Origin of the sequence: uncultured Sphingomonas sp., from assembly GCF_913774285.1 — a bacterium.
Lineage (GTDB): Bacteria > Pseudomonadota > Alphaproteobacteria > Sphingomonadales > Sphingomonadaceae > Sphingomonas.
The window spans coordinates 143,039-165,806 of sequence record NZ_CAJYHX010000006.1; the positions used below are offsets into that span (position 1 = coordinate 143,039).

Below are 22,768 nucleotides of genomic sequence, written 5' to 3' on the forward strand. Positions count from 1 at the left end.
GGACGAGGGGGAATGGAAATGCACGCGCTGGCACTGATCGCACTGGTCACCCTGCAGGCCGACGACACGCTGGCTTGGCCAATGGCGGAGGGCTTCACGACCGCGTTCCACGAGGAATCGCCCAACGGCTCCGCGATCGAGGAGCGCGTCGCCAAGGGCGAGACCGTCGAGGCGTGGACCCGTATGATCACCCGCATCACCTTTCCCGCGCCCGTCGATCCGATGCTGTTCAGCACGCGCATGGCGGAGCGCTGGCAGCAGGCCTGCCCCGGCGCGGTGGCGAGCCCGGCCAGCAGGGGCCCCCGCGGAGTCGACGTCCGGATCGACTGCCCCCGCAATCCCACCACCGGCCAGGCGGAAACGATGTTCCAGCGTGTGGTGCCGGCCAGCGGCAAGCTGTACATCCTGCAGGTCGCCTTCCGTTCCGTGCCGACCGACGTGCAGGCGAGCTGGGCGAAGGCCGAGCTCGACCGCGCGACGCTGTGCCGCGCCGGCGCGGTCGAGACCGCCTGTCGCTGAGCGCCTGGATCAGGCAGGCTGGGCGGCCCGCATCCGCGCCAGCACCACATCGATATCCCCGGAGTCGTGCCGCTCGGGAACGCGCTGGTCCTCCGGACCGGTGCCGCGATTGACCAGCCGTCCGCGCCGCACCGGCTCGCGATCGGCGATCTCGGCGGCCCAGCGCAGCAGGTTCGGATATTCCTGGGCATTCAGGAACACGTCGGCGCCCGCATAGGTCTCGCCGCGCACCACCGCGCCGTACCAGGGGAAAATCGCCATGTCGGCGATCGTGTACTCGTCGCCCACCATGTAGCGGTGGGTTGCCAGATGCGTGTCGAGCACGTGGAGCTGGCGCTTGGCCTCCATCGCATAGCGATCGATCGCGTACTGGATCTTGATCGGCGCATAGGCGAAGAAATGGCCGAAGCCGCCACCGAGGAACGGCGCCGAGCCCATCTGCCACATCAGCCAGCTGAGGGTCTGCGCGCGCTTGGCCGTGTCGGTCGGCAGGAAGGCTCCGAATTTTTCGGCGAGATGGATCATCATCGCGCCGCTCTCGAAGATCGGCAGCGCCGGGCTGATCGAATGGTCGACCATCGCCGGGATCTTCGAGTTCGGGTTGATCGCGACAAAGCCGCTGCCGAACTGGTCGCCTTCGCCGATGTTGATTTTCCACGCATCATACTCGGCGCCGGCATGGCCCGCGGCGAGCAGTTCCTCGAGCAGGATCGTCACCTTCTGCCCATTGGGCGTGCCGAGCGAATAGAGCTGGATCGGGTGGCGGCCGACCGGCAGTTCCTTCTCGTGCGTCGCGCCCGAGACCGGTCGGTTGATGTTGGCGAACTGGCCGCCATTGCCCGGCGCCCATTCCCAAACCTGGGGCGGCACATAGCCGGCGGGAAGGTTGTTCGCGGGATCGGGGGCGTCGGCCATGCTTGTGTCTCCTCAGAGGATCTTGCCGGCGGCATGTAGGGCGCGGGCGGCGACTTGCCAGTGGCCTCCGCGGGATCGATCCAACTTCCGGCGCTTGCGGCCACTCGCATCCGCGGGCAAAGGCGCCGCGATGACGGCAGCCCCCCGCCTCCTTCGCATCGCCGGGCTCGCGCTGGTCGCGATCCTCGGCACCTATGCGATCGCGCTGATCCCGCGCGAGGTGCATCCGCTGGAGCTGACGTTCAACTCGATGCTCGACCATCTGCTGCGCGGCCGGTTCGACGTCTATCCGGGGACGGTGGGCCGCGAGGGGTTCACGATCCACGGGCAGGTCATGGCCTATTGGGGGCCGCTGCCCGCGCTGCTGCGGCTGCCGATGATGGTCTTTCCCGGCTGGCGCATGCTCGATTTCACCATCGGCTCCTGCCTCGTCGCACTCGCCGGCATGATCGCGACCAAGCTGTGGACGCTGCGGCTGATCCGGCGCGAACTGCCCGGCCTGCCCACATGGCTGGGGCGGGCAATGGCGGTGGTGCTGGTGCTCGCCGGCGCGCAGACCTGCTTCCTGCGCTTCAGCCTCTACCAGGAGGTGTGCCTGTGGGCGGCGCTATGGGGGGCGCTGTTCGTCGCGGCGGCGATCCAGGCGCAGCTGCGCGGGCTGGGGCGCGGCGCGCTGCTGGTGATGGCGCTTACCGCGGGCCTTGCGATGCTGACCCGCGTGTCGCTCGGCATCGGGCTGGTCGCGGCGTTCGGCGGCGTGCTGCTGGTCGAGGCGGTGCGTAGCCGCGCCGACCTGCGCGGCTGGCTCGCGAGCGCGGGCCCTCCGGTGCTGATGCTGATGCTGTTCGGGCTGGTCACGGCCGGGGTCAATATCGGGCGCTGGGGCAATCCCTTCACCTTCGCCGACTATCACCATTACAACTACAACGCCTGGTATCCGGACCGGATGGTGCGCCTGGCCGAACAGGGGCTGTTCAACCTCCACCGCGTGCCGTTCGGCCTGGTCTATTATTTCGCGCCGATCTGGGTGCTGCGCGGTGCCGACGGGCAGTTGCTGCTCGAGGCCACCCGCAGCAAATGGATCGACGCCGCCGAGCTGCCGCCGAGCAGCTTCTTGCTCACCGATCCGCTGGTGCTGGTGCTGGGCGTGCTCGCGATCCTCGGCTGGATGCGCCATGCGACCGCCGACCGCGCCCGCGGCATCGCGGTTGCGCTGGGGCTCGCGATCCCAGCCGGGCTGATGCTGTGCGCGGTGAGCATGAACTTCCGCTACCGGCTAGATTTCTACCCGCTGTTCGAGTTTCTCGCTTTTTCGGGCCTGATCGTGGCCGGCCGCGGGGGGCCGGCGCCGGGTCCGCGCTGGACGGCGATCCTAGCGACCATCTCGGTTCTCGCCTCGCTGCTGGTCGGCGCTGCCTATCTGGTCGGGCGGCTGGGGCCCGGGCAACTGCTGATCGGCGACGGCTTCGGCGCCTATTATCTCCAGGCGTTCGGGCTGCGCTGAGCGGCTAGCGGAGCGACACCCGCGCACCGGCGTGACGATCGAGCCGGCCTGCGAGTTCAAGCTCGAGCAGCACCGTCTGCACCACTGCAGGCGCGCAGCCCGACTGGCGGATCAGCTCATCCACGCCGACCGGCACAGGGCCGAGCAGACCGGTCACACGCGAGCGGTCTGCATCACTGGCGTCCTCGGGCGACGCTGCGCCGAAGCGATCGCGTGGCGACCGCACGACCCGCGAGTCGATCGGCCGCACCTGCTCCCAGATGTCGTCGGCGGATTGGACGAGGATCGCGCCCTCGCGGATCAGCAGATTGCAGCCCTGCGCGCGCGGATCGAGCGGCGAGCCGGGCACCGCCATCACCTCGCGCCCCGCCTCGGCGGCGATCCGCGCGGTGATCAGGCTGCCCGAGCGCGGCGCCGCCTCGACCACCACCGTGCCCAGCGACAGCCCGGCGATGATGCGGTTGCGCGCCGGGAAGAACCGCGCCAGCGGCTCGGTCCCGGGCGGCTGCTCGGTGACGAGCAGGCCTTGGCGGGCGACCCGCTCCTGCAGCTCTGCGTTTTCGGGCGGGAAGACGATGTCGATGCCGCTGGCGATCACCCCCACCGTCCCCCCGGCGAGCGCACCCTGATGCGCGGCGGTGTCGATGCCCCGCGCCAGGCCGGAGACCACGCTCGCGCCCTGCTCGACCAGCCCGATGGCGAGCTGGCGGGCGAAGCGGCATGCCGCCGCCGAGGCGTTGCGCGCGCCGACCATCGCGACGCAGGGCCGCTCCAGCACCGCCATGTTGCCGCGCAGGATCAGCGCGGGCGGCGCGTTGTCCAGCTCGGCGAGCAGCGACGGATAGGCGGGATCGTCGAGGAACAGGTAGCGCGCGCCGAGCCGCTCGACCGCGGCGATCTCGCGTCGCACCGCGCCGGCATCGGCGATCTGCGGCGCCCGCCCGCCGCCGCGCGCGGCGAGCATCGGCAGCGCGTCGAGCGCCGCCTCGGCGGTGCCGAAGCGGGCGATCAGCTGGGCATAGGTGACGGGACCGACATTGGCGGAGCGCAGCAGCCTCAGCCGCGGCTCCCGCCCGTCAGCCACGCTTGCTGCCGACCCTGGGTTCGGCGCCGCTGAGCAGCCGGTCGATATTCTCGCGGTGCTTCCACAGCACGATCAGCGCCAGCGCCAGCAGCATCAGCACCAGGTCGAGCCGGCCGAAGAACGCCGCGCTCACCGGCGCGCTGATCGCCGCCGCCATGCCCGAGACCGAGGAGATTCGCACCGTCGCCAGCAGTCCCAGCCACACCGCCGCATAGACGAGGCCGGAGGGCCAGTAGAGCGCCAGCACCACGCCCATCAGCGTCGCCACCCCCTTGCCGCCGCGGAACTTCAGCCAGACGGGATAGCAATGGCCAATGAACGCCGCGGTCGCCGCCAGCGCGGCGGAGCCGGGCAGGAAGGCCGCGGCAAGTAGCACCGCCACCGCGCCCTTGGCCATATCGAGCAGCAGCGTCGCCGCCGCCAGGCCCTTGCGGCCGGTACGCAGCACGTTGGTCGCGCCGATATTGCCGGATCCGATCTGGCGCAGGTCCCCCGCCCCCGCGGCGCGCGTGAGCAGCACCCCGAAGGGGATCGAACCGAGCAGATAACCGAGCAACAAGGCCCCGGCCGGGGCCATCCATGGAACTTCCGTGGGCAATGCGGCCCCCTTTCGTTCCTGCGTTTAGCCGCTTCCCTTACCCAAACGCAATGATCTGCATCAGCGTGCAGACGGACGCTCGTGTTGACGCTGTCGCGGTGCCTCGGCCATGGCGGGCGCATGGCCGATCGTCGTCCCGTGCTGTTCTTCGATTCCGGTGTCGGCGGCTTGTCGGTGCTCGGGCCCACCACCGCGCTGCTCACCCAGGCGCCTTTGGTCTATGTCGCCGATTCGGCGGGCTTTCCCTATGGCACCAAGAGCGAGGCGGAAATCGCCGCGCGGGTGCCGGCGCTGCTCGGGCGGCTGGCGGAGCGCTATGATCCGCGGCTGATCGTGATCGCCTGCAACACCGCCTCGACGATCGCGCTCCAGCATGTCCGCGCCGCGCTCGACCTGCCGATCGTCGGCACGGTACCCGCGATCAAGCCGGCGGCGGAGATGAGCCGGACGCGGACGATCGGCGTGCTGGGCACCGCGGCGACGGTGCGCCAGCCCTATGTCGACGATCTCGCCGCGCGTTTCGCCGACGACTGCACGGTGCTGCGCCACGGCTCGGCGGCGCTGGTCGAACTGGCCGAGGCCAAGCTTGCGGGCGAGACGATCGCGCCCGAGGTGATCGCCAACGAACTCGACGGCCTGTTCCACCAGCCCGGCGGCGAGCGCATCGACGTGATCGTCAATGCCTGCACGCACTTCCCGCTGCTGGAGCCCGAAATGCGCGCGGTGGTGCCGGAAGGCGTGCAGTTCGTCGATGGCGGCCCCGGCATCGCGCGCCGAGTCGCCTACCTCACCCGCGAACAGAGCTGGCCCGCCGACCTGCCCCCCGGCCGCGCCGTGTTCACCGCACGGGATCACCGCGCCGATGCGCTCGCTCCGACGCTGGCCCGCTACGGGCTCAGCCGGATCGAGACTCTGTAAGCTTCAGGCGAAGTCGCCAAGGATCGCCTGCGGATCGCGCACCGCGACCTTGGCGGTGTAGCGATCGGCCATCTCCAGATGCACGCGCCGCGCGCTGCTGTCGTCGCACTTGCCTGCGCGCTCGCGCTCCTGCCGCGCGCGCCGTTCGAAATATTCGATGTCGTTCTTCGCCATGGGCTGCCCTCCGATGCCGAGCGGGAGCGCAATCGTCTCCCAGCCGCGGACATGCTGGCGCCCCGAGTCGTCCGCGATACGCTTTATTTACCACAAGCGAAGCTTCAGATCCCTGATCTTGCGCAAGGATCGATAACCGATGGCGAGAATCTTCATCAGTCCGGATGCTGCATCTGCGGCATGCATCGCCTATTTGCGAGGCATGGCCCCCGCGGTCATGCTCCGGGGAGCAATCCCAAACCTATACGGTAGTTCACGTGCTAGAATTGCTGGAAATTAAGGCGTAGAGATCACGTCCATGCAGCGCCCAGACGCCTCCGCACCCGCGATCGATTACACGCGGGTCTTCACCCAGGCCATCGACCGCCTCCACGCTGAGGGGCGCTACCGGGTCTTTATCGACATCCTGCGCAACAAGGGCATGTTCCCCAATGCGCGCTGCTTCGCCGGGCATAACGGGCCGAAGCCGATCACGGTGTGGTGCTCGAACGATTACCTCGCCATGGGCCAGCACCCCAAGGTGATCGCGGCGATGGAAGAGGCGCTGCACGATGTCGGCGCCGGCTCGGGCGGCACGCGCAACATCGGCGGCAACACGCATTACCACATCGATCTCGAGCGCGAGCTGGCTGACCTGCACGGCAAGGAGAACGCGCTGCTGTTCACGTCGGGCTATGTCTCGAACGAGGCGACGCTGGCGACCCTCGCCAAGGTGATGCCGGGCTGCATCATCTATTCGGACGAGCTCAACCATGCCTCGATGATCGCGGGCATCCGCAATTCGGGCTGCGAGAAGCGGGTGTGGCGCCACAACGACGTCGCCCATCTCGAAGAGCTGCTCGCCGCCGACGACCCCTCGGTACCGAAGCTGATCGCGTTCGAGAGCGTCTATTCGATGGACGCCGACATCGCGCCGATCGCCGAAATCTGCGACCTGGCCGACAAGTATAACGCCCTCACCTATCTCGACGAGGTCCATGCCGTCGGCATGTACGGTCCGCGCGGCGGCGGCATCTCGGATCGCGAGGGGCTCGCCGACCGGCTGACGATCATCGAGGGCACGCTGGGCAAGGCGTTCGGCGTGATGGGCGGCTATATCGCGGCCGACCAGGTGATCATCGACGTGATCCGCAGCTATGCGCCGGGCTTCATCTTCACCACCTCGCTGTCGCCGGTGCTGGTCGCCGGCGCGCTGGCGAGCGTGCGCCACCTCAAGGCCTCCAGCGTCGAGCGCGAGGGCCAGCAGGCCGCCGCGGCGATGCTCAAGCAGCTGATGAACGACGCCGGGCTGCCTGTGCTTCCCTCGACCACCCACATCGTGCCGCTGATGGTCGGCGATCCGGTCAAGGCCAAGAAGATCAGCGACGTGCTGCTCGCCGAGTACGGCGTGTACGTGCAGCCGATCAACTACCCCACGGTGCCGCGCGGCACCGAGCGGCTGCGCTTCACCCCCGGCCCGTCGCACGACGAAGCGATGATGCGCGAGCTGGTCGACGCGCTGGTCGAGATCTGGGGAAGGCTGGAACTGCGGCTCGCAGCGTAAGCGCGCCCATCGGCGGCACCTGAGCGATCAGGGCCGCCGCAGCACTGCGCTCCACGTATAGCCGCGCAGAGACGACCGGAACGAGGCCGTCAGCTCCTGCTCGGCCGCAATCGCCTCCACCACCTCGCGAAGATCTGCGCGCGGGTAAACGTGGAAGGCGTTGAGTTCCTTGAAGTGGAAGCGCTTGGCGAAGCCGGGCAGGCGCTCATATTGTCCGAAATCGACGATGTGCAGGCTGCCGCCCGGCGCGAGCGCCTTGGCTCCCAGCGCGATCGCTTCCTTCCACGGCGGGATCATCGACAGCGTGTAGCTCATGAATACGCGGTCGACCTGTTCCAGCCCGAACAGCGTGCCCACGTCGAACGCCCCGGCATCGCCCTGCGCCAGCGTGATCTTGTCACTCAGGCCGCGCTTCGCCACCGACTTGCGCGCGGTATCGAGCATCGCTTCGCTGATGTCGAAGCCGTAGAACCGGGCGTTCGGCCAGCGCTTGGCCGCGACGATCAGGTTGCGCGCGGTGCCGCAGCCGACCTCGAGCACCGTGCCGCCCGGCGGCGGCGCGAGCTCGCGGATCAGCCGGTCGCGGCCGAGCAGATAGAATTTGCGCGTGAGATCGTAGAAGTGGCGATGGAGTGCATAGGTCGCATCCATCAGCCCTTTCTGATCGCCCGCCGCCGCGTTGCCGCTCATGCGTGCGGCTTCAGCGTCCAGACATGGGTCGCGCCATAGACCGACGAACGGTCGCGGCGGGTCCAGTCGTCGAGCTTGGCCTGGTCCTCATATTGCCACTGGTTCATCAGCTCGTCGGGGATATGGCCGCGGACCACGTCCGGCACCGCCGCGGTGCGATAGAGCACGCGCGCGCCCGGCTTCGCCGTGCGGGTGATCTCGGTCCAGATGCGGGTCAGCTGCGCGTCGGTCATCCAGTCCTGCGCGTCGAGCAGGATGTAGCGATCGAGCGACTGGGCCGGCATCGACTCGAGATAATCGGCATAGTTGGTGTGGCGGATCTCGACGCGGTCGGCACGGTCGCGCACCAGCTCGTAATTCTTGCGCTCGAGATAGGGAGGCAGCGGCGCGCCCTCATGCTCGCCATAGCCGCGGCCGAAGGCCTGCCAGGCGTAGAAATTGTCCTTCAGGTCGAAGTCGCAGGCGAGCTTGCGCAGGCGGCTTCGCAGCGCGCCGGTGATGCCTTCCTGGTCGTCGACCTTGAGCAGGTCGTACTGCGCCGGGGGGATGCCGAAGCCGAACAGCGCGGCGGGTTGGTCGACCATCCAGCGCAGCAGCTTCTTGTCGAAGAAGGGCGCGAAGCGCGTCTCGAAGATGTGGCGCTGCTCCTCGATCGTCTTGGCCTGCAGGATCTCCCTTGGATCGATGCCGTAGCGGTGCCCCAGCCAGTGGACGAAGCCGATCAGCCGACCGAGCAGGCCCTGGCGATAGAAGCCGGTCTTGAAGCCGTTGATCCGGCGCACGCCGTTGGGCGCGCGGCCGTCCCAATAGGCGCGCGAGGTATCGTCGAGGTTCCCACGCAGATAGGTCTTGTAGGCGTCGATATTCTCCGGGCGGTTGGCCAGGCCGAAGAAGCGATGGAAGGACTCATAGTCCGGCAGCCGCAGCGCCGCCTGGTGCTTGAGCTTGTTGAGCGCGATGTGCGCAGGGTTGAGGTCCACGGCGGTGATCTTCGCCGGGTTCGCCGTCAGATAGGAAAAGACGTTGCAGCCGCCCGAGGCGATCGTGACGATGTGGCTCTCAGGCGTGATCTGCAGCGCTTCCATATCGATCACCGGGTCTTCCCAGATCTGGGCATAGACCAGGCCGCGGAACGCGAAGGTGAAGGCGCGCTCGAGGATGCCTTCCTTGGAAAGATGCTCGTGGCGGTGCACCGCACCCCGGACCGCATCGTTCTTCGGCGACTTGGCGATAGATGGCATTCGAAACGACTCCCGGCGAACCAGCCCGCCCGGCGCCCCGCCGAACAAGCTCCCCACACCCCCTGTGACAAAAGCTTTGCAGCCTTGTGACAGCGGCCCCGGGAAATCAATCCTTCACCATGCAACCCGCCGCAGCCGGGCGGTGGAAAGAAAGTGCCGAGGGTGCTGCAACCTTTCGGCCGCGCGGACCGAACCTATATCGAGACCATCATCGCACGAGGTTCGCCATGCCGATCGATCGCCGCCAGTTGCTCGCCGCCGCCGGAGCAGGCGCCATCGCCCTGCCGCTGTTCGCCTGCAGCAGTGCCCCCGCCGCGCCGCTGCCGAACTTCCCGTTCAAGCTGAGCGATGCCGAATGGAAGAAGAAGCTGAGCCCGGCGGCCTATAACGTGCTGCGCAACGGCGGGACCGAATATCCCTTCACCAGCCCGCTCAACAAGGAGCATCGCAAGGGCGTGTTCGGCTGTGCCGGCTGCGCGCTGCCGCTGTTCGATTCCGCCACCAAGTTCGACAGCGGCACCGGCTGGCCGAGCTTCTATCAGCCGCTCGCCAATGCGGTGGTGACGCGGAGCGACCGCAGCCTAGGCATGGAGCGCACCGAGGTGCTGTGCCGCCGCTGCGGCAGCCATCTCGGCCATGTCTTCAATGACGGGCCCAAGCCGACGGGCAAGCGTTACTGCATGAATGGGGTGGCGCTACGCTTCACGCCGCGCGGGTGATCAGTTCGACGCGATCTGGGTCAGCGTCGGCAGGCTGAGCGCCGCGACCTGGACATTGGCCCAGTCGCTGGCCGGTGCCGCGTCCGGATAGATGAAGCCGTTCACCGGATAGGCCGAGAGGCCGAGACTGCCGGTGCGGCCGTACCACACGCGCACTTCGCTCCAGTCGCCGGCGGCCGAGACGTCCACTGCGCGGACGTCGTGCTCGACGGCGCCTGGGGTCGACCAGTTGGCATGGGTGAGCAGCACTTCGCGCGGGCTGACGACCTGCGACACCATCGCGACATGGCCCATCGGCATGCGGGCGGTGCGCTGGAACGACATCACTGCGCCGACCTTGGGGGTCTCACCGCGCTGGTAGCGGCCGGCGGCCTGGTCCCACCAGGTCCAGGCATTGCCGCGGAGCTCGACGCCCGAGGCCTGGCGGGCGAAGGTGACGCACTGCCAGAAGGTGCCCTTCGCCTGAGCGGGAACGACAGTCATCAGGGCGCACGCCGCCATCAGCGCAAAACGCGCTGCGAAACGAGTGAACATCTTTGGACCCCCCGGTCAGGAAAGGAAGTGGTTGAGGGTTGGTACCCAAACTATAGGACGGCAGTACAGCCCTGCGGTTCGCCGATCCGACGAACCGTTGGAATGCGCCGACGAGGTGCGCTGAACCGTTTCTGAACGGTGGAACCTGCCCTAAAACCCACATTGCCGCGCGGCGCGCAACCGATTGCCCAAATTGGCATAGGGGCAAGGACATAAGGGAAATTACGGCACGAATTCAGATGCCTAAGGAAGTTCCCTTAGTCCCGTCGGTTCGTCGCAAACCAATGTTGCGTCGCAGCACATTTTAGGGTCCAATGCTCGTGGGGATACGGAGGGGGTCATTAAGCTCTGCGTTAACCAGTGCGGAGCATGATCCTCTCTACCGGGCAGAAGGAACCCGAGCGGGAGACGTTACGATGGCTGCACGAGCAAAACCGGCCGAAGGTGCGATGACGCTGGCAGAGATGAAGGAATTCGCAGGCTTTGCCGCCGGCACCCAGCGCTATGTGCGCCGGTCGCTCGACGTGGGCCTGGAGCGCGACGACGCCCTTTCGCGCTGGTCGCGCGACGTGGTCGAAGCCGCCAGCATTCGCGCCCAGGCGCGCATCTACGAGCGCCTCAAGGACATTCGCGCAATGATGCCGAACGACAGCGATCTGAACGGGATCGAGCCGTTCATGGCGCCGCTGGTGACGCTCTCGGCGTTCGACCTCGGCCAGGGCCGGCTGACCAGCTTCTCCTCCTATCGCTTCCTCTACGAGCGGCTGCTCGGTGCGGAAGTGCGGCCGTGGCTGCCGGCGGCGTTCTGCTCGGCCTCGGCGCTGCCGCACCTCCACCCGGATCTGCGTCGCAAGCTGCTCCAGTCGATCAGCGAAGCCGCGGCGACCGCCTCGGGCTGGTCGAACCGCCAGCCGAGCTTCTTCCCGCAATGGGTGGAGAAGATCGACACTAACGCCCTGCCGAACTGATCGGCTAGCGACAGGCCCGCCACCCCATCTCGCCGCGTGCAGCCTGGTCGAGATGGAGGTGGTCGCGGTGGGCGGCATTGTAGTCGGGCGACAGCACCGTCGCGAACAGCCGACAAGCGCCGTCCCGAACCGCGCGCAGGAAGGCCGGCTTGTCCCCTTCCCCCTTCCAGTCATTCAGCACGCTCACCCGCCGCCCGTCTGCGAGGATGAAGGCGGCGATGTCCACTGCGTTGGCCCTGGCATGCTCGCTCCAGTCGCCGGTGGTGCGGCCGTACATGCGGCGGCACGAATAGCTGCCGAAATGCTCGATACGAACGACGCGCGTCCCGAAATGCTTCTGCGCTTCGGGCTGGACGAAATTCCACTCCCACAGCGCCAGCCCAGCGGCGACCGGACAGGCGGTGCCGAGCGACGCCGGGCTGAACGCGATCGTCCGCGCCCCCCCGCTGGTAAACCGCACGCCATTGGCATAGCCGCATTCGCCCTGCCGCTGCACCGGCGCCAGCTTCTCGTAGCGGACGCCTGCCTGGGTGAGCAGCGCCCGGCACTGCCCGTCATCGCTCCCCAGCCCCGCGAGCTTGCGCCCGGTAAAGGCGCCGATCGGCTGCGACAGGTCGAGCGGCGTCCAAGGCACGTCTTGCGGGCGGCTGCGCGTCCACATCAGCAACAGCAGCGCACCGCCGGCGATCAGCGCGAAGACCAGCAGCACCCAGACGGTCTGCTTCAGCGCCTTCACGCCCGCACCGCGCGGTCCATCCGCTCGGCGGTGACGGGGTAGCCGAGCCCTTCCGGGATACAGAGCCAGTCGACGCCGCCGCGCGACTCGACGAAGGGGGTGATCGGCTCGATCGGAAAGCGGCGGGCATGGGCCATCGCCGAGTCGAAACCGTCGAACAGCGCCAGCCGTTCCAGGTTACGCCGGGTGGGGTAGATCACCATCGCCTCGCCGCGATCGGCTGCGTGCAGGGCATCTCGCGCGGTGATCCAGCACAACCGGACATTCTCGCTGCCATCAACCTGCGGCGTGGCGCCCTCGGGCGCGCGGGCGAGATAGAAGCGGGTATCGAACACCCGGTGCGGCAGGCCATAGGGCAGCCAGCGGGCGAACGGCACCAGCAGGTCAAGATCGAGCGCCAGTCCGGCTTCCGTCAACAGCTGTGCAAAGGGTTCACCGGCATGGAGCGCCGCGCGCAGTTTCGCGAGGGCACCGGACTCGCAGGCCATGCCCAGCGCCAGCCCCGCCTCCTCGATCGTCTCGCGGATCGCCGCGACTCGGGCGGCGGCATCATCATGGCTGTCGGTCAGCAGATGATCGCCCGGATCTATTCGGCCGCCCGGAAACACCAGCGCCCCGCCCGCGAACGCCATCGCCCGCGAGCGCTCTACCATCAGCAGTTCCGGCGGCCCGCCCGCCACATCGCGCATTACGACGACGGTGGCGGCTGGGATGGCTTCGGGCGACGTCATCGGCCCGGCTCTACGCCCCGCGCGCGCTGCTTACCAGCCGGAGGCACGCAGGCGGAGGCGGAACACCTGGTCGCTGGAGGTGATGAACAGCGTCTTGCCGTCCTCGCCGAAGCAGCAGTTCGCCGCCTTCTTGCCCGTAGAGATCAGCCCCAGCCGCCGCCCGTCGGGCGCGACGACATGGATGCCGCCGGGACCGCTGGCATAGAGATGCCCGCTCGCCGCCACCTTCATCCCGTCGGCATGGCCCTGCAGGCCCGCGGCGGTGCCGGCGCGGTGATCGAGGAAGATCTTGCGGCCCGTCGCCAGCCCGTCGTCTCCCAACGAATACGCCCAGGTGTACGGCGCCGCGTCGTCGGAGACAGACACGTAGAGCGTCCGCTGGTCCGGCGAGAGGCCGATGCCGTTGGGCCGGGTCAGCTTCGATTCGATCAGGTGCACCGTACCGTTGGTGTCGAGCCGGTACACGCCGTTGAACGGCAGCTCCTTGAGCGGCGATTGGTCGCCCTCGGTGAAGCCATAGGGCGGGTCGGTGAAATAGATCGCGCCGTTCTTCGCCTGCACCAGGTCGTTGCAGCTGTTGAAGCGCTTGCCCTGGTACTTGCCGGCGAGGATCGTCTTTTCCTTGGTCTCCAGGTCCACCGCCGCGATGGCGCGGGTGCCGCTGTCCGCCATCAGCAGTTCGCCCTTGCGGCCTTGGATCATCCCGTTCGACCCCGCCTCGCGCATACCCTTGGGGATCGGACCGGCGAGCCCTGAGGGGACGAGGAACGGCTTGGTCTCCTTGCCGTCCCAGCGATAGGCGATGTTCGCCGGGGGATCAGAGAAGAGCAGATAGCTGCGATCGAACGCGCTCGCCCCGCCGGCCGCATCACCCGAGACCGCGCCGTCGCGTATCCACACCGGCCCCTCGGCCCACTGGATGCCGCTCGAAATCACCTCGAGCGGCGACTCCACGTCGAGCAGCGTGTCGAGCTCGGGATCGAGCCGGGTGATCGTCCCCGCCCCCGCCGCGCGGGCGAGGCCCGGCAGCATCGGCAGCGCGGCGAGGCCGCCCAACAGGGTGCGGCGGGTGGTGGCGAGCATCGAAATCCCCATCAGACGAACGGCCATAGCAGCAGCGCCATGGCGAAACTGGTCAGTCCCGCGATGGTGGCACCGATGGTCCAGCTGCGAAAGGTCTGCGCTTCGGTGAGGCCGAGATATTGCTTCACCAGCCAGAAGCCGGTGTCGTTGACATGGCTCGCCACGGTCGCGCCCGCGCCGATCGCCACGGTCACCAGCGCGATCCGATCGGGGCCCAGCCCGGCCGCGGTGATCAGCGGCGCGGCAAGCCCCGCCGCGGTGACCATCGACACCGTTGCCGAGCCTTGCGCCACGCGGACGAAGGCGGAGAGCAGGAAGGCGAAGACGGGAATCGAAACTTGCGCGGCCTGCACCGCCATGGTGATCTGCTTACCCGCGCCCGAGTCGATCAGCACTTCCTTGTAGGCCGCACCGGCGCCGATGATCAGCACCATCAGCCCCGCCGGCTCGAGCGCGCGGGTGCTGATCCTGGAGAGCGTCTCGAACCCCGCGCCCGCCACGAAGCGCAGCCACGCCATCGCCGCCAGCACCGCGAGGATCAGCGCGGTGAAGGGGTGGCCGAGGAAGACGAGCGTCGAGCGCGCCATCCCCGGCGCCATCGTCTCGCTCGCCACCGTGCCGATCAGGATCAGCGCCAGCGGCAGCAGCATCGCGGCCAGCGCTGGTCCGAAGCCGACCGCAACCGTCTGCGGCGCGCCCTCGTCGAGCATCGGCGGCGCCCCGATCGCGCCGTAACCGGGCGCGCCATGGGCCAGCTTGGCGAAGACGGGGCCGGCTAGGATCGCCGAGGGGATGCCGCAGATCAGGCCGTACAGCGCCATGCGGCCATAATCGGTATGCAGCAGTTCGGCGACCGCGACCGGCCCCGGATGCGGCGGCAGCAGCGCGTGCATCGTCATCAGGCCGGCGAGCAGCGGCAACGCGAAATAGGTGACGCGTCGCTCCGCCCGCACCGCGAGCGTGGTGAGCAGCGGCGCGAGGATGATGAACGCGACGTCGAAGAACAACGGCACGCCGACGACGATGCCGATCGCGGTGAGCGCCCAAGGGACGCGCTTCTCCCCGAACAGATCGAGCAGCCGCCGCGCGATCGCCTGCACGCCACCCGATGCCTCCAGCATCCCGCCCAGCACCGCGCCGAGCCCGATCACCACCGCGACCGAGCCGAGCGCCTCGCCCGTGCCCTTCTTGATCGCCGCGATCACCGCCTGCGGATCGTTGCCGAAGACCAGGCCGGTCGCCAGCGCCACCAGCAGCAGCGCGACGAACGGCTGGAGCTTGAGGCGCAGCACCAGCAGGATGACCGTCGCGATGCTGCCGGCGACGATGAGCAGCGTATGCCAGGGCTCGCCCATCACGCGACCTCCACCTTGGCGGCAAGCGAGGCGGCGGGCACCTGCCCCTCCGCGGCGGCGGTGATGCGGAACCTGGCCTCGCTCTTGAGGTCAGCTGAGGAAGCGCCGGCCATCAGCCGGATGTCGCCCGCCTCGACGATCCACTTGCCGTCGCGCCAGAAGGCGAACTGCTCGGGGCTCAGGGTAAAGCGCACGGTGCGGCTCTGCCCCGGCTTGAGCGGCACGCGGGCAAAGCCGCGCAGCTCCGCCACCGGCCGCGAAACCGAAGCGACGGGATCGTTGGCATAGAGCTGCACCACTTCCTCCACCGCCATGGTGCCGCGATTGGTGACCTGCACCGAGGCGGTGATCCGGCCGCCAAGGGCGAGCGTCTCGGCGCTGAGCGCCAGCGAGCCATAGGCGATCTCGCCATAGGTGAGGCCATGGCCGAAGGCGAAGAGCGGGCCGATCTCGGTATCGTGATAGCGTGCGCTGTCCACCGCGAGGTCCGGGTTGGCCGGGCGGCCGGTGGGCAGGTGGGCGTAGCTCTGGGGCGACTGGCCGGTCTTGCGCGGCATGCCGATCGGCAGGCGGCCACCGGGGGCGGCCTTGCCGGTGAGGATCTCGGCGATCGCCGGGCCGCTCTCGATGCCGAGCAGCCAGGTCTGCAGCACGGCGGGTACCCCGGTCAGCTCGCGTTCGAGCGCCAGCGGGCGGCCGCCCATCAGGATCGCCACGATCGGCTTGCCGGTCGCCTTCAGCGCCTCCAGCAGCGCCGCCTGCCCGTCGGGGAGGCCGATCTCCGCATAGCTGCGCGCTTCGCCGGTGCGATTGAAATCCTCGCCGAGGGCGACCAGCACCACATCGGCGCGCTTGGCCGCCTCGACTGCCGCCGCGACATCGGTGCCCGGCTGATAGTCGGCACCCGCCAGCGCCGCCTTGAGCGTCACCGCATCGGTCGCCTGTCCCCGTGCGCGCCACGAGCCGATCGCGGAGGATGCATCGTCCGCCAGCGCGCCGATCAGCGCGAGCTTGGCGCCCGGCTTGAGCGGCAGCACCGCGCCGTCGTTGCGCAACAGCACCACCGATCGTTTCGCGAGATCGCGCGCCTCGGTCCGCCGCAGCGGCGCCTTGTCGCGCGCCGGATCACCGAAGCCATAGGGATCGTCGAACAGCCCCAGCCGCGCCTTGATGGCGAGAATGCGGCCCACCGCCTCGTCGATCAGCGGCACCAGGCTCCTATCCGCCATCGCGGCTTCGGCGAGGTAGGTGGCGTAGCTGCCGCTCGCCATGTCCATGTCGACGCCGGCCTTGAGCGCCAGCACCGCGGCTTCGCGCGCATCGGCGGCGATGCCATGGTTGACCAGCTCGCGGATCGCGTTCCAGTCGCTCACCACCAGCCCCTGATAGTGCCACTGGGCGCGCAGGAAGCCGCGGACGAGCTCGGCATTGGCGGTCATCGGCACGCCGTCGAGCGCGTTGAACGCGGTCATGAAGCTGCCCGCGCCTGCGCGTGCGGCGGCATGGAAGGGCGGGAGGTACACCTCGTTGAGCGTACGCGGCCCCACTTCCGCGCTGTCGTAATCGCGCCCGCCGTCCGCCGCGCCATAGCCGACGAAATGCTTGGCGCAGGCCATCATCCGCATGCCCTTGCCGAGGTCCGCGCCCTGGAAGCCGGCGACCTGCGCTTCGGCGATGCGGCTGCCGAGATAGGCGTCCTCGCCCGCGCCCTCGACCACCCGGCCCCAGCGCGGATCGCGCGCTACGTCGACCATCGGGGTGAAGGTCCAGTGCAGCCCGGCCGCCCAGGCCTCTTCCGCCGCGATTCGTGCGGCCTGCTCAGCCACCTTCGGGTCCCAGCTCGCCGCGAGCGCCAGCGGCACCGGCAGGATGGTGCGATAGCCATGGATCACGTCCATCGCGAACAAAAGCGGGATCTTGAGCCGCGACTCCTCCACCGCGACGCGCTGCAGGTCGCGCAGCGGCTCGGCGCCGGCGACGTGGAGGAACGAGCCCATCTCGCCCTTGCGCACCCGGTCGAGCATCGCCGCGTCCAGCTTCGAGTTGAGCGCCTTCTGCCGGCCGCCGGCGATCTGGTTCATCTGCCCGACCTTCTCGGCGAGCGTCATCTGGCCGAGCAGCGCCTGGATATGCGCGCGGTGGTCGGCGCCAAGCGGTCGTGCCGCACGGGCGAGCGGGCTCCAGGCGGAAGCGGCGAGCATCGCGCCCGCCGCCAGTACATCGCGTCGATTCATCCGTCCCTTCTTCATGCCAGCGTGATCGCCCGATGCTCGCGCGCCGCGCGGTAGACCGCCTCGATCAGCCGCATGTCGCGCAAGCCTTCCTCGCCCGAGACGATCGGCTCGCGCCCGCTCAGGATGCATTCGGGCAGATGGTCGAGCTGGCGGACGAACTGGTTCTTGGCCGGCTTGGGCAGCACCACCTGCTCGCGCTTGCCGTCCAGCCGGGTCCACATCTCCTGCCCCTCATAATTGGTGGCGGGCTCCAGCTCGACCCAGCCCTTCCGGCCGGTGACGCGGTAATGGTTGTGGTTCGAGCTGTAGCTCGACACGCAATCGGCGATCAGCCCGCTGGGGAAGCGGAACTGCCAGTCGATCCGGTCCTCCACCGTCTTGAAGCGCGGGTCGCTGCGATCGGTATATTCCATCGCGGTGACCTCGACGGGCTCCTCGCCGGAGAGATAGCGCGCGGCGTTGAGACTGTAGATGCCGATGTCCATCATCGATCCGCCGCCGGACAGCGCCTTGTCGAGCCGCCACTGGTTGGGCCCCGCATAGAAGCCGTGCTCGGCGAAGATCAGCGTGGGCTTGCCGAGCGCGCCCGACTTCACCGTCTCGATGGCCTTCAGATTGTACGGCTCGAAGTGGCAGCGATAGCCGATCATCAGCTTCTTGCCGGCCTTCTTTGCTGCGGCGATCATGGCCTGGCATTCGGCGACCGAGACCGCCATCGGCTTCTCGCACATCACATGCTTGCCGGCCTGGTGCGCGCGGATCGTGTATTCGGCGTGCATCGAATTGGGCAGGACGACATAGACAATGTCGATGTCCGGATTGTCGCGGATCCGGTCGTAGGTCTCGTAGCTGTACTGATGAGTCTTGGGGATGCCGTATTCGGCGCCGTATTTCTCCAGCTTGGCGGGCGTGCCGCTCACCAGCGCCTTGAGTTCGGCGAACTCGCAGTCCTTGAGGTTGGGCATGATCTGCTTGGTGGCGTAATAGCCCAGGCCGACGATCGCATAGCCAAGCTTGCGCTTGGGCGCTGCTGCCGCCGATCCGCCGAGCGCACTGGCCAAGACCCCGGCGCCGATCCCGCCGAGCACGTCGCGTCGCGTTCCCATGATCCTCCTCCTCGTCCCCGGCGGCTATGCGTGCCGCACGGCCGACAGCGGTATCAACAATGGGAGAGGCGGGCCAGCGTCTCGGGGTCGTAGATGGAAGCGGCTGAAATCAAAGCGGAAGCGTGACGGTGGCGCACAGCCCGCCGCCGCTGCGCCGGTGCAGCGAGATGTCGCCGCCATGCGCGCGCGCCGTCGCCCGCGCGCTGGCCAGGCCCAGTCCCATGCCGCCGGTATCGCGGTTGCGCGAGCGCTCGCCGCGGAAGAAGGGGTCGAACACCCGTTCCATGTCCTCGTCCGGGATGCCCGGCCCGCGATCGCGCACCGCAATCACCGCCTCATGGTCGCGCGCCGACAGCAGCAGCTCGGCACCGCCGGCATATTTGACCGCGTTGCCGACGAGGTTGGCGAGCATCGCCTTGAGCGCCACCGGGTCCGCCTCGATCACCACCGGATCGCCCAATTCCAGGCTGACGTCGGCGCCGCGATCAGCCGCATCGTCCACCACTGTCTCCGCGAGCGAGCGCAGATCGAGCGGGCGGCGCACCCCAATGCGGCTGCTGTCGCGCACATAGGCCATCACCGCCGAGATCATCGCCTGCATCTCGCGGATATCGCCCTCGCACGCCGCGCGGATCCCCGGATCGGCGTCCTCGACGCGCAGTCCCAGCCGCATCAGCGGGGTGCGCAGGTCGTGCGCCACCGCCGCGATCATCGTCGCCCGGTCGTCGACATAGCGGTTGAGCCGCGCCTGCATGTCGTTGAACGCCCGCGCGGCCTCGGCGATCTCGGCGGGGCCGTCGAGCTCGATCGGCGGCGCGCGCGGATCGCGGCCCAGTCGTTCGGCCGCACGGGCGAAGGCACCGATCGGGCGGGCGAAGCGCTGCGCCATCGCCCAGGCGAAGACGGCAGCCGCGAGCGCCGACAGGACCAGCCAGGCGATGACGAACAGCCGCCAGGGCTCCAGTCCCTCGCCCGGCGTCACCGTACGCCAGCTGCCGTCGGGCAGCTTCAGCGAGGCTTCGAACCCGCCGGTGACGACCACGTCCTGCGCCGCGGCGGCACTGGCAGGCGCCGGCGCGGGCGGCAGGCCGGCCCGGTTATAGACCTGCGGGCGCTGCAGGAAGCCGACAGGGAAGCGCAGGATCACGTCCTCGCGGGGCACCCCAAGCGCGGTCGCCAGCGCGACCTCGGTCCGCTCGGCGCGCGGATTCCAGGGCTGGCGCTCCACCGCAAGCGCGCGGAGCACTTCAAACCGATCCGGCGCAGCCGCGGGATTGCGCATCGCCTGTGCGATCTGGCCGACGGTGTGGAGCTTAGGATTGGGCGTCTGGACCGCGAACAGCAGCCCGAAATTGAGCAGCTGCACCACCGCGACGCAGGCGAGCATCCGTACGAAGATGCGCAGGAACAGCGGCGACCGGGATGCCGCCGTTCCCTTGCTCATGCGCGCGTCACGCGGGGGACGAACAGATAGCCTTCGTTGCGCACGGTGCGGATGATCTCGTCCGCGCCCGAGCGCAGCTTGCGGCGCAACCGGCTGACCTGCACGTCGATCGCGCGGTCATAGGCGTCCGAATCCGGGCCGCGCGCGGCGGCGAGCAGCGCCTCGCGGGTGAGCACCCGGCGCGGGCGTTCGATGAACACGCGCAGCACCGCGAATTCACCGTCGGTAAGGCCGACCAGCACGCCCTCGGGATCGAACAGCTCGTGGCTGCCGAGGTCGATCCGCCAGCCCTCGAAGGTGTAGACATCCCCCGCCGGCGGCGCGGCGGTGGTGCCGCGCTTGCGCAGCGCCGCGCGCACCGTCGCCAGGATCTCGCGCGGGCTGCACGGCTTGGGGAGATAATGGCCGGCACCGACTTCGAGCCCGAGGATCCGGTCCTGCTCCTCGCCCAGCGCGCTGAGCAGGATCACGTCGGGGCCGTCGGCGGTGGCGATGCGGCGGCAGGCGGAGAGCCCGTCCTCGCCCGGCATCATCACGTCGAGGATCACCACATCGACCGGCATCTTCTCGAGGATAACGTCCATGTCGCGCGCGCTCGACGCCGTCTCGACGCGGTAGCCGCGCGCGCCGAGGCTGTTGGCGAGGAGCAGGCGGATGTCGCGGTCGTCGTCCACCACCAGCAGCGTGGCGGGTTCGTCGGACAGGGGATGGGTTGCCATACTCAAACTCGACTCTTGTACAAATGGACCCCAGAGGGCGGCTCTATGAACCGATGCGCCAGAAGGTTCAACGTTCGCGCACCGGCCGCGCGCCGAAGCTGACTAGGCTCTCCGCCCCATCGGCTGCCAGCGCGGCCACGCCGACGAAGGTGTCGTCAACGATGATTCCCTTCAGCACGGTTTCGGTCTTGTCACCCGCCACATCGACATGGTTGATCCAGGCGTCGCTGTCGGCGGAGCGCCAGTAGACACGGTACTTCGCTGCCCCGGCCACGGCCGGCCATTTCACCGTCGTATCGGTGGCGAGCGCCCCGCTGAGGATCACCGGCTCGGGCGCGGCAGGGGCGCTGGCGAGGCGGCGCAGCGTCGCGACATTGAGCGCGGTGACCTTGGCGAGATAGGGGAAGTCCATCCGGTCGACCGTGTCGCCGTAAACCTTGCCCGCTTCGGTGCGCAGATCCTGATGCTGCGCGTCGTAATTCTCGACGCCGACCGAGAAGCGCACCGCGGGATAGCCGAGCGTCAGGAAGGGCGAATGATCGCCGCCGCGGCCGAACCGGTCCGGGCGGCGCACCATCAGCACCTTCAGTCCCGCCTTGTCCGAAGCCGCGACGCCGCGGATCGCCTTGGCGAGCGCGCGACTGGGGCCGTCATCCTCGCCGCCATCGGCCCGGCGCGCCTTGCCCTCGGCGACGCTTTCGGAGTCGCGGGCGCCTTCGGAGAAGACGCGGACGCGGTCCGCCACGCGGCGGCCGTCCTGCCCGATCGTGTTGCCGACGATGTCGTTGTTGAGCACCGCCGAGACGGTCCAGCCGCGTTCCTTGGCCGTCTCTGCGAGCAACTGCCCGCCATAGAGCCCCTGCTCCTCGCCCGAGAGCGCGGCATAGACGATCGTCGCCTTGAACTTGTGCTTTGACAGGATCCGCGCCGATTCCAGCACCAGCGCGACGCCCGAGGCATCGTCATTGGCGCCAGGGGCATCGGCGGTCGCGTTCATCACGTCCGTCACGCGGCTATCGATATGGCCCATCACGATCACCACGCGGTTCGGCTCGCTGCCGCGCTGGATGCCGAGCACGTCGACGATCCGTACGCCGTTGGGCGCCCGCGGGCCCTTGAACTCCCGCGCGACCTCGCTGGTCTCGATACAGCCGCCGCACGCCGCCCCGATCTTCGTGAGTTCGCCGCCGAACCAGCGCCGCGCCGCGCCGATGCCGCGCGTGGGGTTTTCCGCGTCGGACAGCGTGTGGCGCGTGCCGAAGCTGACCAGCTTCTCGACGCTGGCCTTCAGCCGCTGAGGATCTGGGCGATCCTGCGCGGCGGCAGGCGTGGCGAGCAGGGCGAGCGGCAAAAGAGCGAGGATGCGCATCGGCTTATGCTGACGTGCCCGGCCGCGCCGGTCAATCGACTCAGCTCAGTCGATCGATCGCATCCATGTCGAGCGAGCCTGGGATGATCATCACCGGCACGGTGAGCTTGCCCGAATCCGCGCCGGTGAAGTGTGCGACCAGCTTGCCCGGGGGCCCGCTCGGCGCGGCGCCCAGCACCAAAGCGGCGATATCGCCATTGGCGGCCAGCATCTCGCGCACCACCTTCGGCCCGTCGCCCTCGCGCACCGTGATCGACGGCGTCAGGCCGGATTCGCTGAACAGCGTGCCCGCCGCGCGCATCACCAGCGCCTCGGCGCGCTCGCGCGCTTCTTCCTCGATCGTCGCCATCACGCCGCCCCACTGGACGAACTCGGCAGGCGGGATCAGTGCCAGGATTTCGACATTGCCGCCGGTCTTGCTGGCGCGCCGCGCGGCGAAGCGCAGCGCGATCTCGGCCTCGGGCGAATCGTCGATCACCACCAGATAGGTGCGCATGGGCCCTTCCTTGCAATCCGCCTTTACGTGGACCGGCGCGGGCCGCAGCGCAAGAGCGGGGCTTGACCCTAGGGACTGCGGCGGCAAA

The 22,768-nt window shown here is 68.7% G+C and carries 23 protein-coding genes; 6 read left to right on the forward strand and 17 right to left on the reverse strand.

Going from position 1 to position 22,768, the window contains the following annotated elements:
• The first annotated feature begins 18 nt into the window (after positions 1-18).
• Positions 19-519, forward strand: a complete 501-nt coding sequence (locus tag QZ670_RS02485) for a hypothetical protein (RefSeq protein WP_294251677.1) — start codon at positions 19-21, stop codon at positions 517-519.
• A 9-nt stretch (positions 520-528) separates the two neighbouring features.
• On the opposite strand, the gene yghU is transcribed toward QZ670_RS02485, so the two are convergent.
• The gene (gene yghU / locus QZ670_RS02490) at positions 529-1,434 is read right to left on the reverse strand and encodes a glutathione-dependent disulfide-bond oxidoreductase (RefSeq protein WP_294251679.1); all 906 of its coding nucleotides are present in this window, start codon (positions 1,432-1,434) and stop codon (positions 529-531) included.
• Between the two features lie 130 nt (positions 1,435-1,564).
• Between yghU and QZ670_RS02495 the strand changes: the two genes are divergently transcribed.
• Entirely contained in the window at positions 1,565-2,938 is a 1,374-nt protein-coding gene (locus tag QZ670_RS02495) for a hypothetical protein (RefSeq protein ID WP_294251681.1), read from the forward strand.
• Positions 2,939-2,942: 4 nt separating this feature from the next.
• Here the strand turns inward: QZ670_RS02495 and dprA are convergent, their stop codons facing one another.
• Complete coding sequence (gene dprA / locus QZ670_RS02500) at positions 2,943-4,022, reverse strand: DNA-processing protein DprA (protein WP_294251683.1); 1,080 nt, start codon at positions 4,020-4,022, stop codon at positions 2,943-2,945.
• Entirely contained in the window at positions 4,015-4,599 is a 585-nt protein-coding gene (plsY, locus tag QZ670_RS02505) for a glycerol-3-phosphate 1-O-acyltransferase PlsY (protein WP_294251685.1), read from the reverse strand. The genes dprA and plsY overlap by 8 nt, the downstream gene beginning before the upstream one ends.
• Positions 4,600-4,740: 141 nt before the next feature.
• Between plsY and murI the strand changes: the two genes are divergently transcribed.
• Positions 4,741-5,538: a glutamate racemase gene (gene murI / locus QZ670_RS02510; protein ID WP_294251687.1), complete on the forward strand. Its 798-nt coding sequence runs from the start codon at positions 4,741-4,743 to the stop codon at positions 5,536-5,538.
• A 3-nt stretch (positions 5,539-5,541) separates the two neighbouring features.
• Here murI and QZ670_RS02515 read toward each other — a convergent pair whose 3' ends face one another.
• Positions 5,542-5,712: a hypothetical protein gene (locus QZ670_RS02515; RefSeq protein WP_294251690.1), complete on the reverse strand. Its 171-nt coding sequence runs from the start codon at positions 5,710-5,712 to the stop codon at positions 5,542-5,544.
• 298 nt (positions 5,713-6,010) lie between these two features.
• Here QZ670_RS02515 and hemA point away from each other — a divergent pair, with 298 nt between their 5' ends.
• Positions 6,011-7,255, forward strand: a complete 1,245-nt coding sequence (hemA, locus tag QZ670_RS02520; RefSeq protein WP_294251693.1) for a 5-aminolevulinate synthase — start codon at positions 6,011-6,013, stop codon at positions 7,253-7,255.
• A gap of 27 nt (positions 7,256-7,282) precedes the next feature.
• On the opposite strand, the gene QZ670_RS02525 is transcribed toward hemA, so the two are convergent.
• On the reverse strand, positions 7,283-7,945 hold the full coding sequence (locus tag QZ670_RS02525) for a class I SAM-dependent methyltransferase (protein ID WP_294251696.1): 663 nt from the start codon (positions 7,943-7,945) through the stop codon (positions 7,283-7,285).
• Entirely contained in the window at positions 7,942-9,186 is a 1,245-nt protein-coding gene (locus QZ670_RS02530; RefSeq protein ID WP_294251699.1) for a DUF3419 family protein, read from the reverse strand. The genes QZ670_RS02525 and QZ670_RS02530 overlap by 4 nt, the downstream gene beginning before the upstream one ends.
• Before the next feature lie 227 nt (positions 9,187-9,413).
• Here QZ670_RS02530 and msrB point away from each other — a divergent pair, with 227 nt between their 5' ends.
• The gene (msrB, locus tag QZ670_RS02535; RefSeq protein ID WP_294251702.1) at positions 9,414-9,905 is read left to right on the forward strand and encodes a peptide-methionine (R)-S-oxide reductase MsrB; all 492 of its coding nucleotides are present in this window, start codon (positions 9,414-9,416) and stop codon (positions 9,903-9,905) included.
• On the opposite strand, the gene QZ670_RS02540 is transcribed toward msrB, so the two are convergent.
• Positions 9,906-10,388 (reverse strand): CHAP domain-containing protein, encoded by a 483-nt coding sequence (locus tag QZ670_RS02540; RefSeq protein ID WP_294251705.1) that lies wholly within the window; start codon positions 10,386-10,388, stop codon positions 9,906-9,908.
• Between the two features lie 467 nt (positions 10,389-10,855).
• Between QZ670_RS02540 and QZ670_RS02545 the strand changes: the two genes are divergently transcribed.
• Positions 10,856-11,407 carry a hypothetical protein gene (locus QZ670_RS02545; protein WP_121073835.1) on the forward strand — a complete coding sequence of 184 codons (552 nt, stop codon included), beginning with the start codon at positions 10,856-10,858 and terminating at the stop codon, positions 11,405-11,407.
• A 4-nt stretch (positions 11,408-11,411) separates the two neighbouring features.
• On the opposite strand, the gene QZ670_RS02550 is transcribed toward QZ670_RS02545, so the two are convergent.
• From QZ670_RS02550 to QZ670_RS02595, 10 genes are all read right to left on the reverse strand, one after another.
• Positions 11,412-12,110: an extensin family protein gene (locus QZ670_RS02550; protein ID WP_294251972.1), complete on the reverse strand. Its 699-nt coding sequence runs from the start codon at positions 12,108-12,110 to the stop codon at positions 11,412-11,414.
• Between the two features lie 29 nt (positions 12,111-12,139).
• Entirely contained in the window at positions 12,140-12,874 is a 735-nt protein-coding gene (locus tag QZ670_RS02555) for an NUDIX domain-containing protein (protein ID WP_294251714.1), read from the reverse strand.
• Between the two features lie 30 nt (positions 12,875-12,904).
• Positions 12,905-13,957: an SMP-30/gluconolactonase/LRE family protein gene (locus tag QZ670_RS02560; protein ID WP_294251974.1), complete on the reverse strand. Its 1,053-nt coding sequence runs from the start codon at positions 13,955-13,957 to the stop codon at positions 12,905-12,907.
• An 11-nt stretch (positions 13,958-13,968) separates the two neighbouring features.
• The gene (locus QZ670_RS02565) at positions 13,969-15,312 is read right to left on the reverse strand and encodes a gluconate:H+ symporter (protein ID WP_294251717.1); all 1,344 of its coding nucleotides are present in this window, start codon (positions 15,310-15,312) and stop codon (positions 13,969-13,971) included.
• Positions 15,312-17,546, reverse strand: a complete 2,235-nt coding sequence (locus tag QZ670_RS02570; protein WP_294251720.1) for a glycoside hydrolase family 3 N-terminal domain-containing protein — start codon at positions 17,544-17,546, stop codon at positions 15,312-15,314. The genes QZ670_RS02565 and QZ670_RS02570 overlap by 1 nt, the downstream gene beginning before the upstream one ends.
• Positions 17,547-17,557: 11 nt before the next feature.
• Entirely contained in the window at positions 17,558-18,652 is a 1,095-nt protein-coding gene (locus QZ670_RS02575) for a Gfo/Idh/MocA family oxidoreductase (RefSeq protein ID WP_294251723.1), read from the reverse strand.
• A 109-nt stretch (positions 18,653-18,761) separates the two neighbouring features.
• Complete coding sequence (locus QZ670_RS02580; protein WP_294251726.1) at positions 18,762-20,096, reverse strand: ATP-binding protein; 1,335 nt, start codon at positions 20,094-20,096, stop codon at positions 18,762-18,764.
• Complete coding sequence (locus tag QZ670_RS02585; RefSeq protein WP_294251728.1) at positions 20,093-20,815, reverse strand: response regulator; 723 nt, start codon at positions 20,813-20,815, stop codon at positions 20,093-20,095. Before QZ670_RS02585 ends, QZ670_RS02580 begins: the two co-directional genes overlap by 4 nt.
• A 67-nt stretch (positions 20,816-20,882) precedes the next feature.
• Complete coding sequence (locus QZ670_RS02590) at positions 20,883-22,184, reverse strand: M28 family metallopeptidase (protein ID WP_294251732.1); 1,302 nt, start codon at positions 22,182-22,184, stop codon at positions 20,883-20,885.
• 40 nt (positions 22,185-22,224) lie between these two features.
• The gene (locus QZ670_RS02595; RefSeq protein WP_093298081.1) at positions 22,225-22,680 is read right to left on the reverse strand and encodes a universal stress protein; all 456 of its coding nucleotides are present in this window, start codon (positions 22,678-22,680) and stop codon (positions 22,225-22,227) included.
• Between the last annotated feature and the right edge of the window lie 88 nt (positions 22,681-22,768).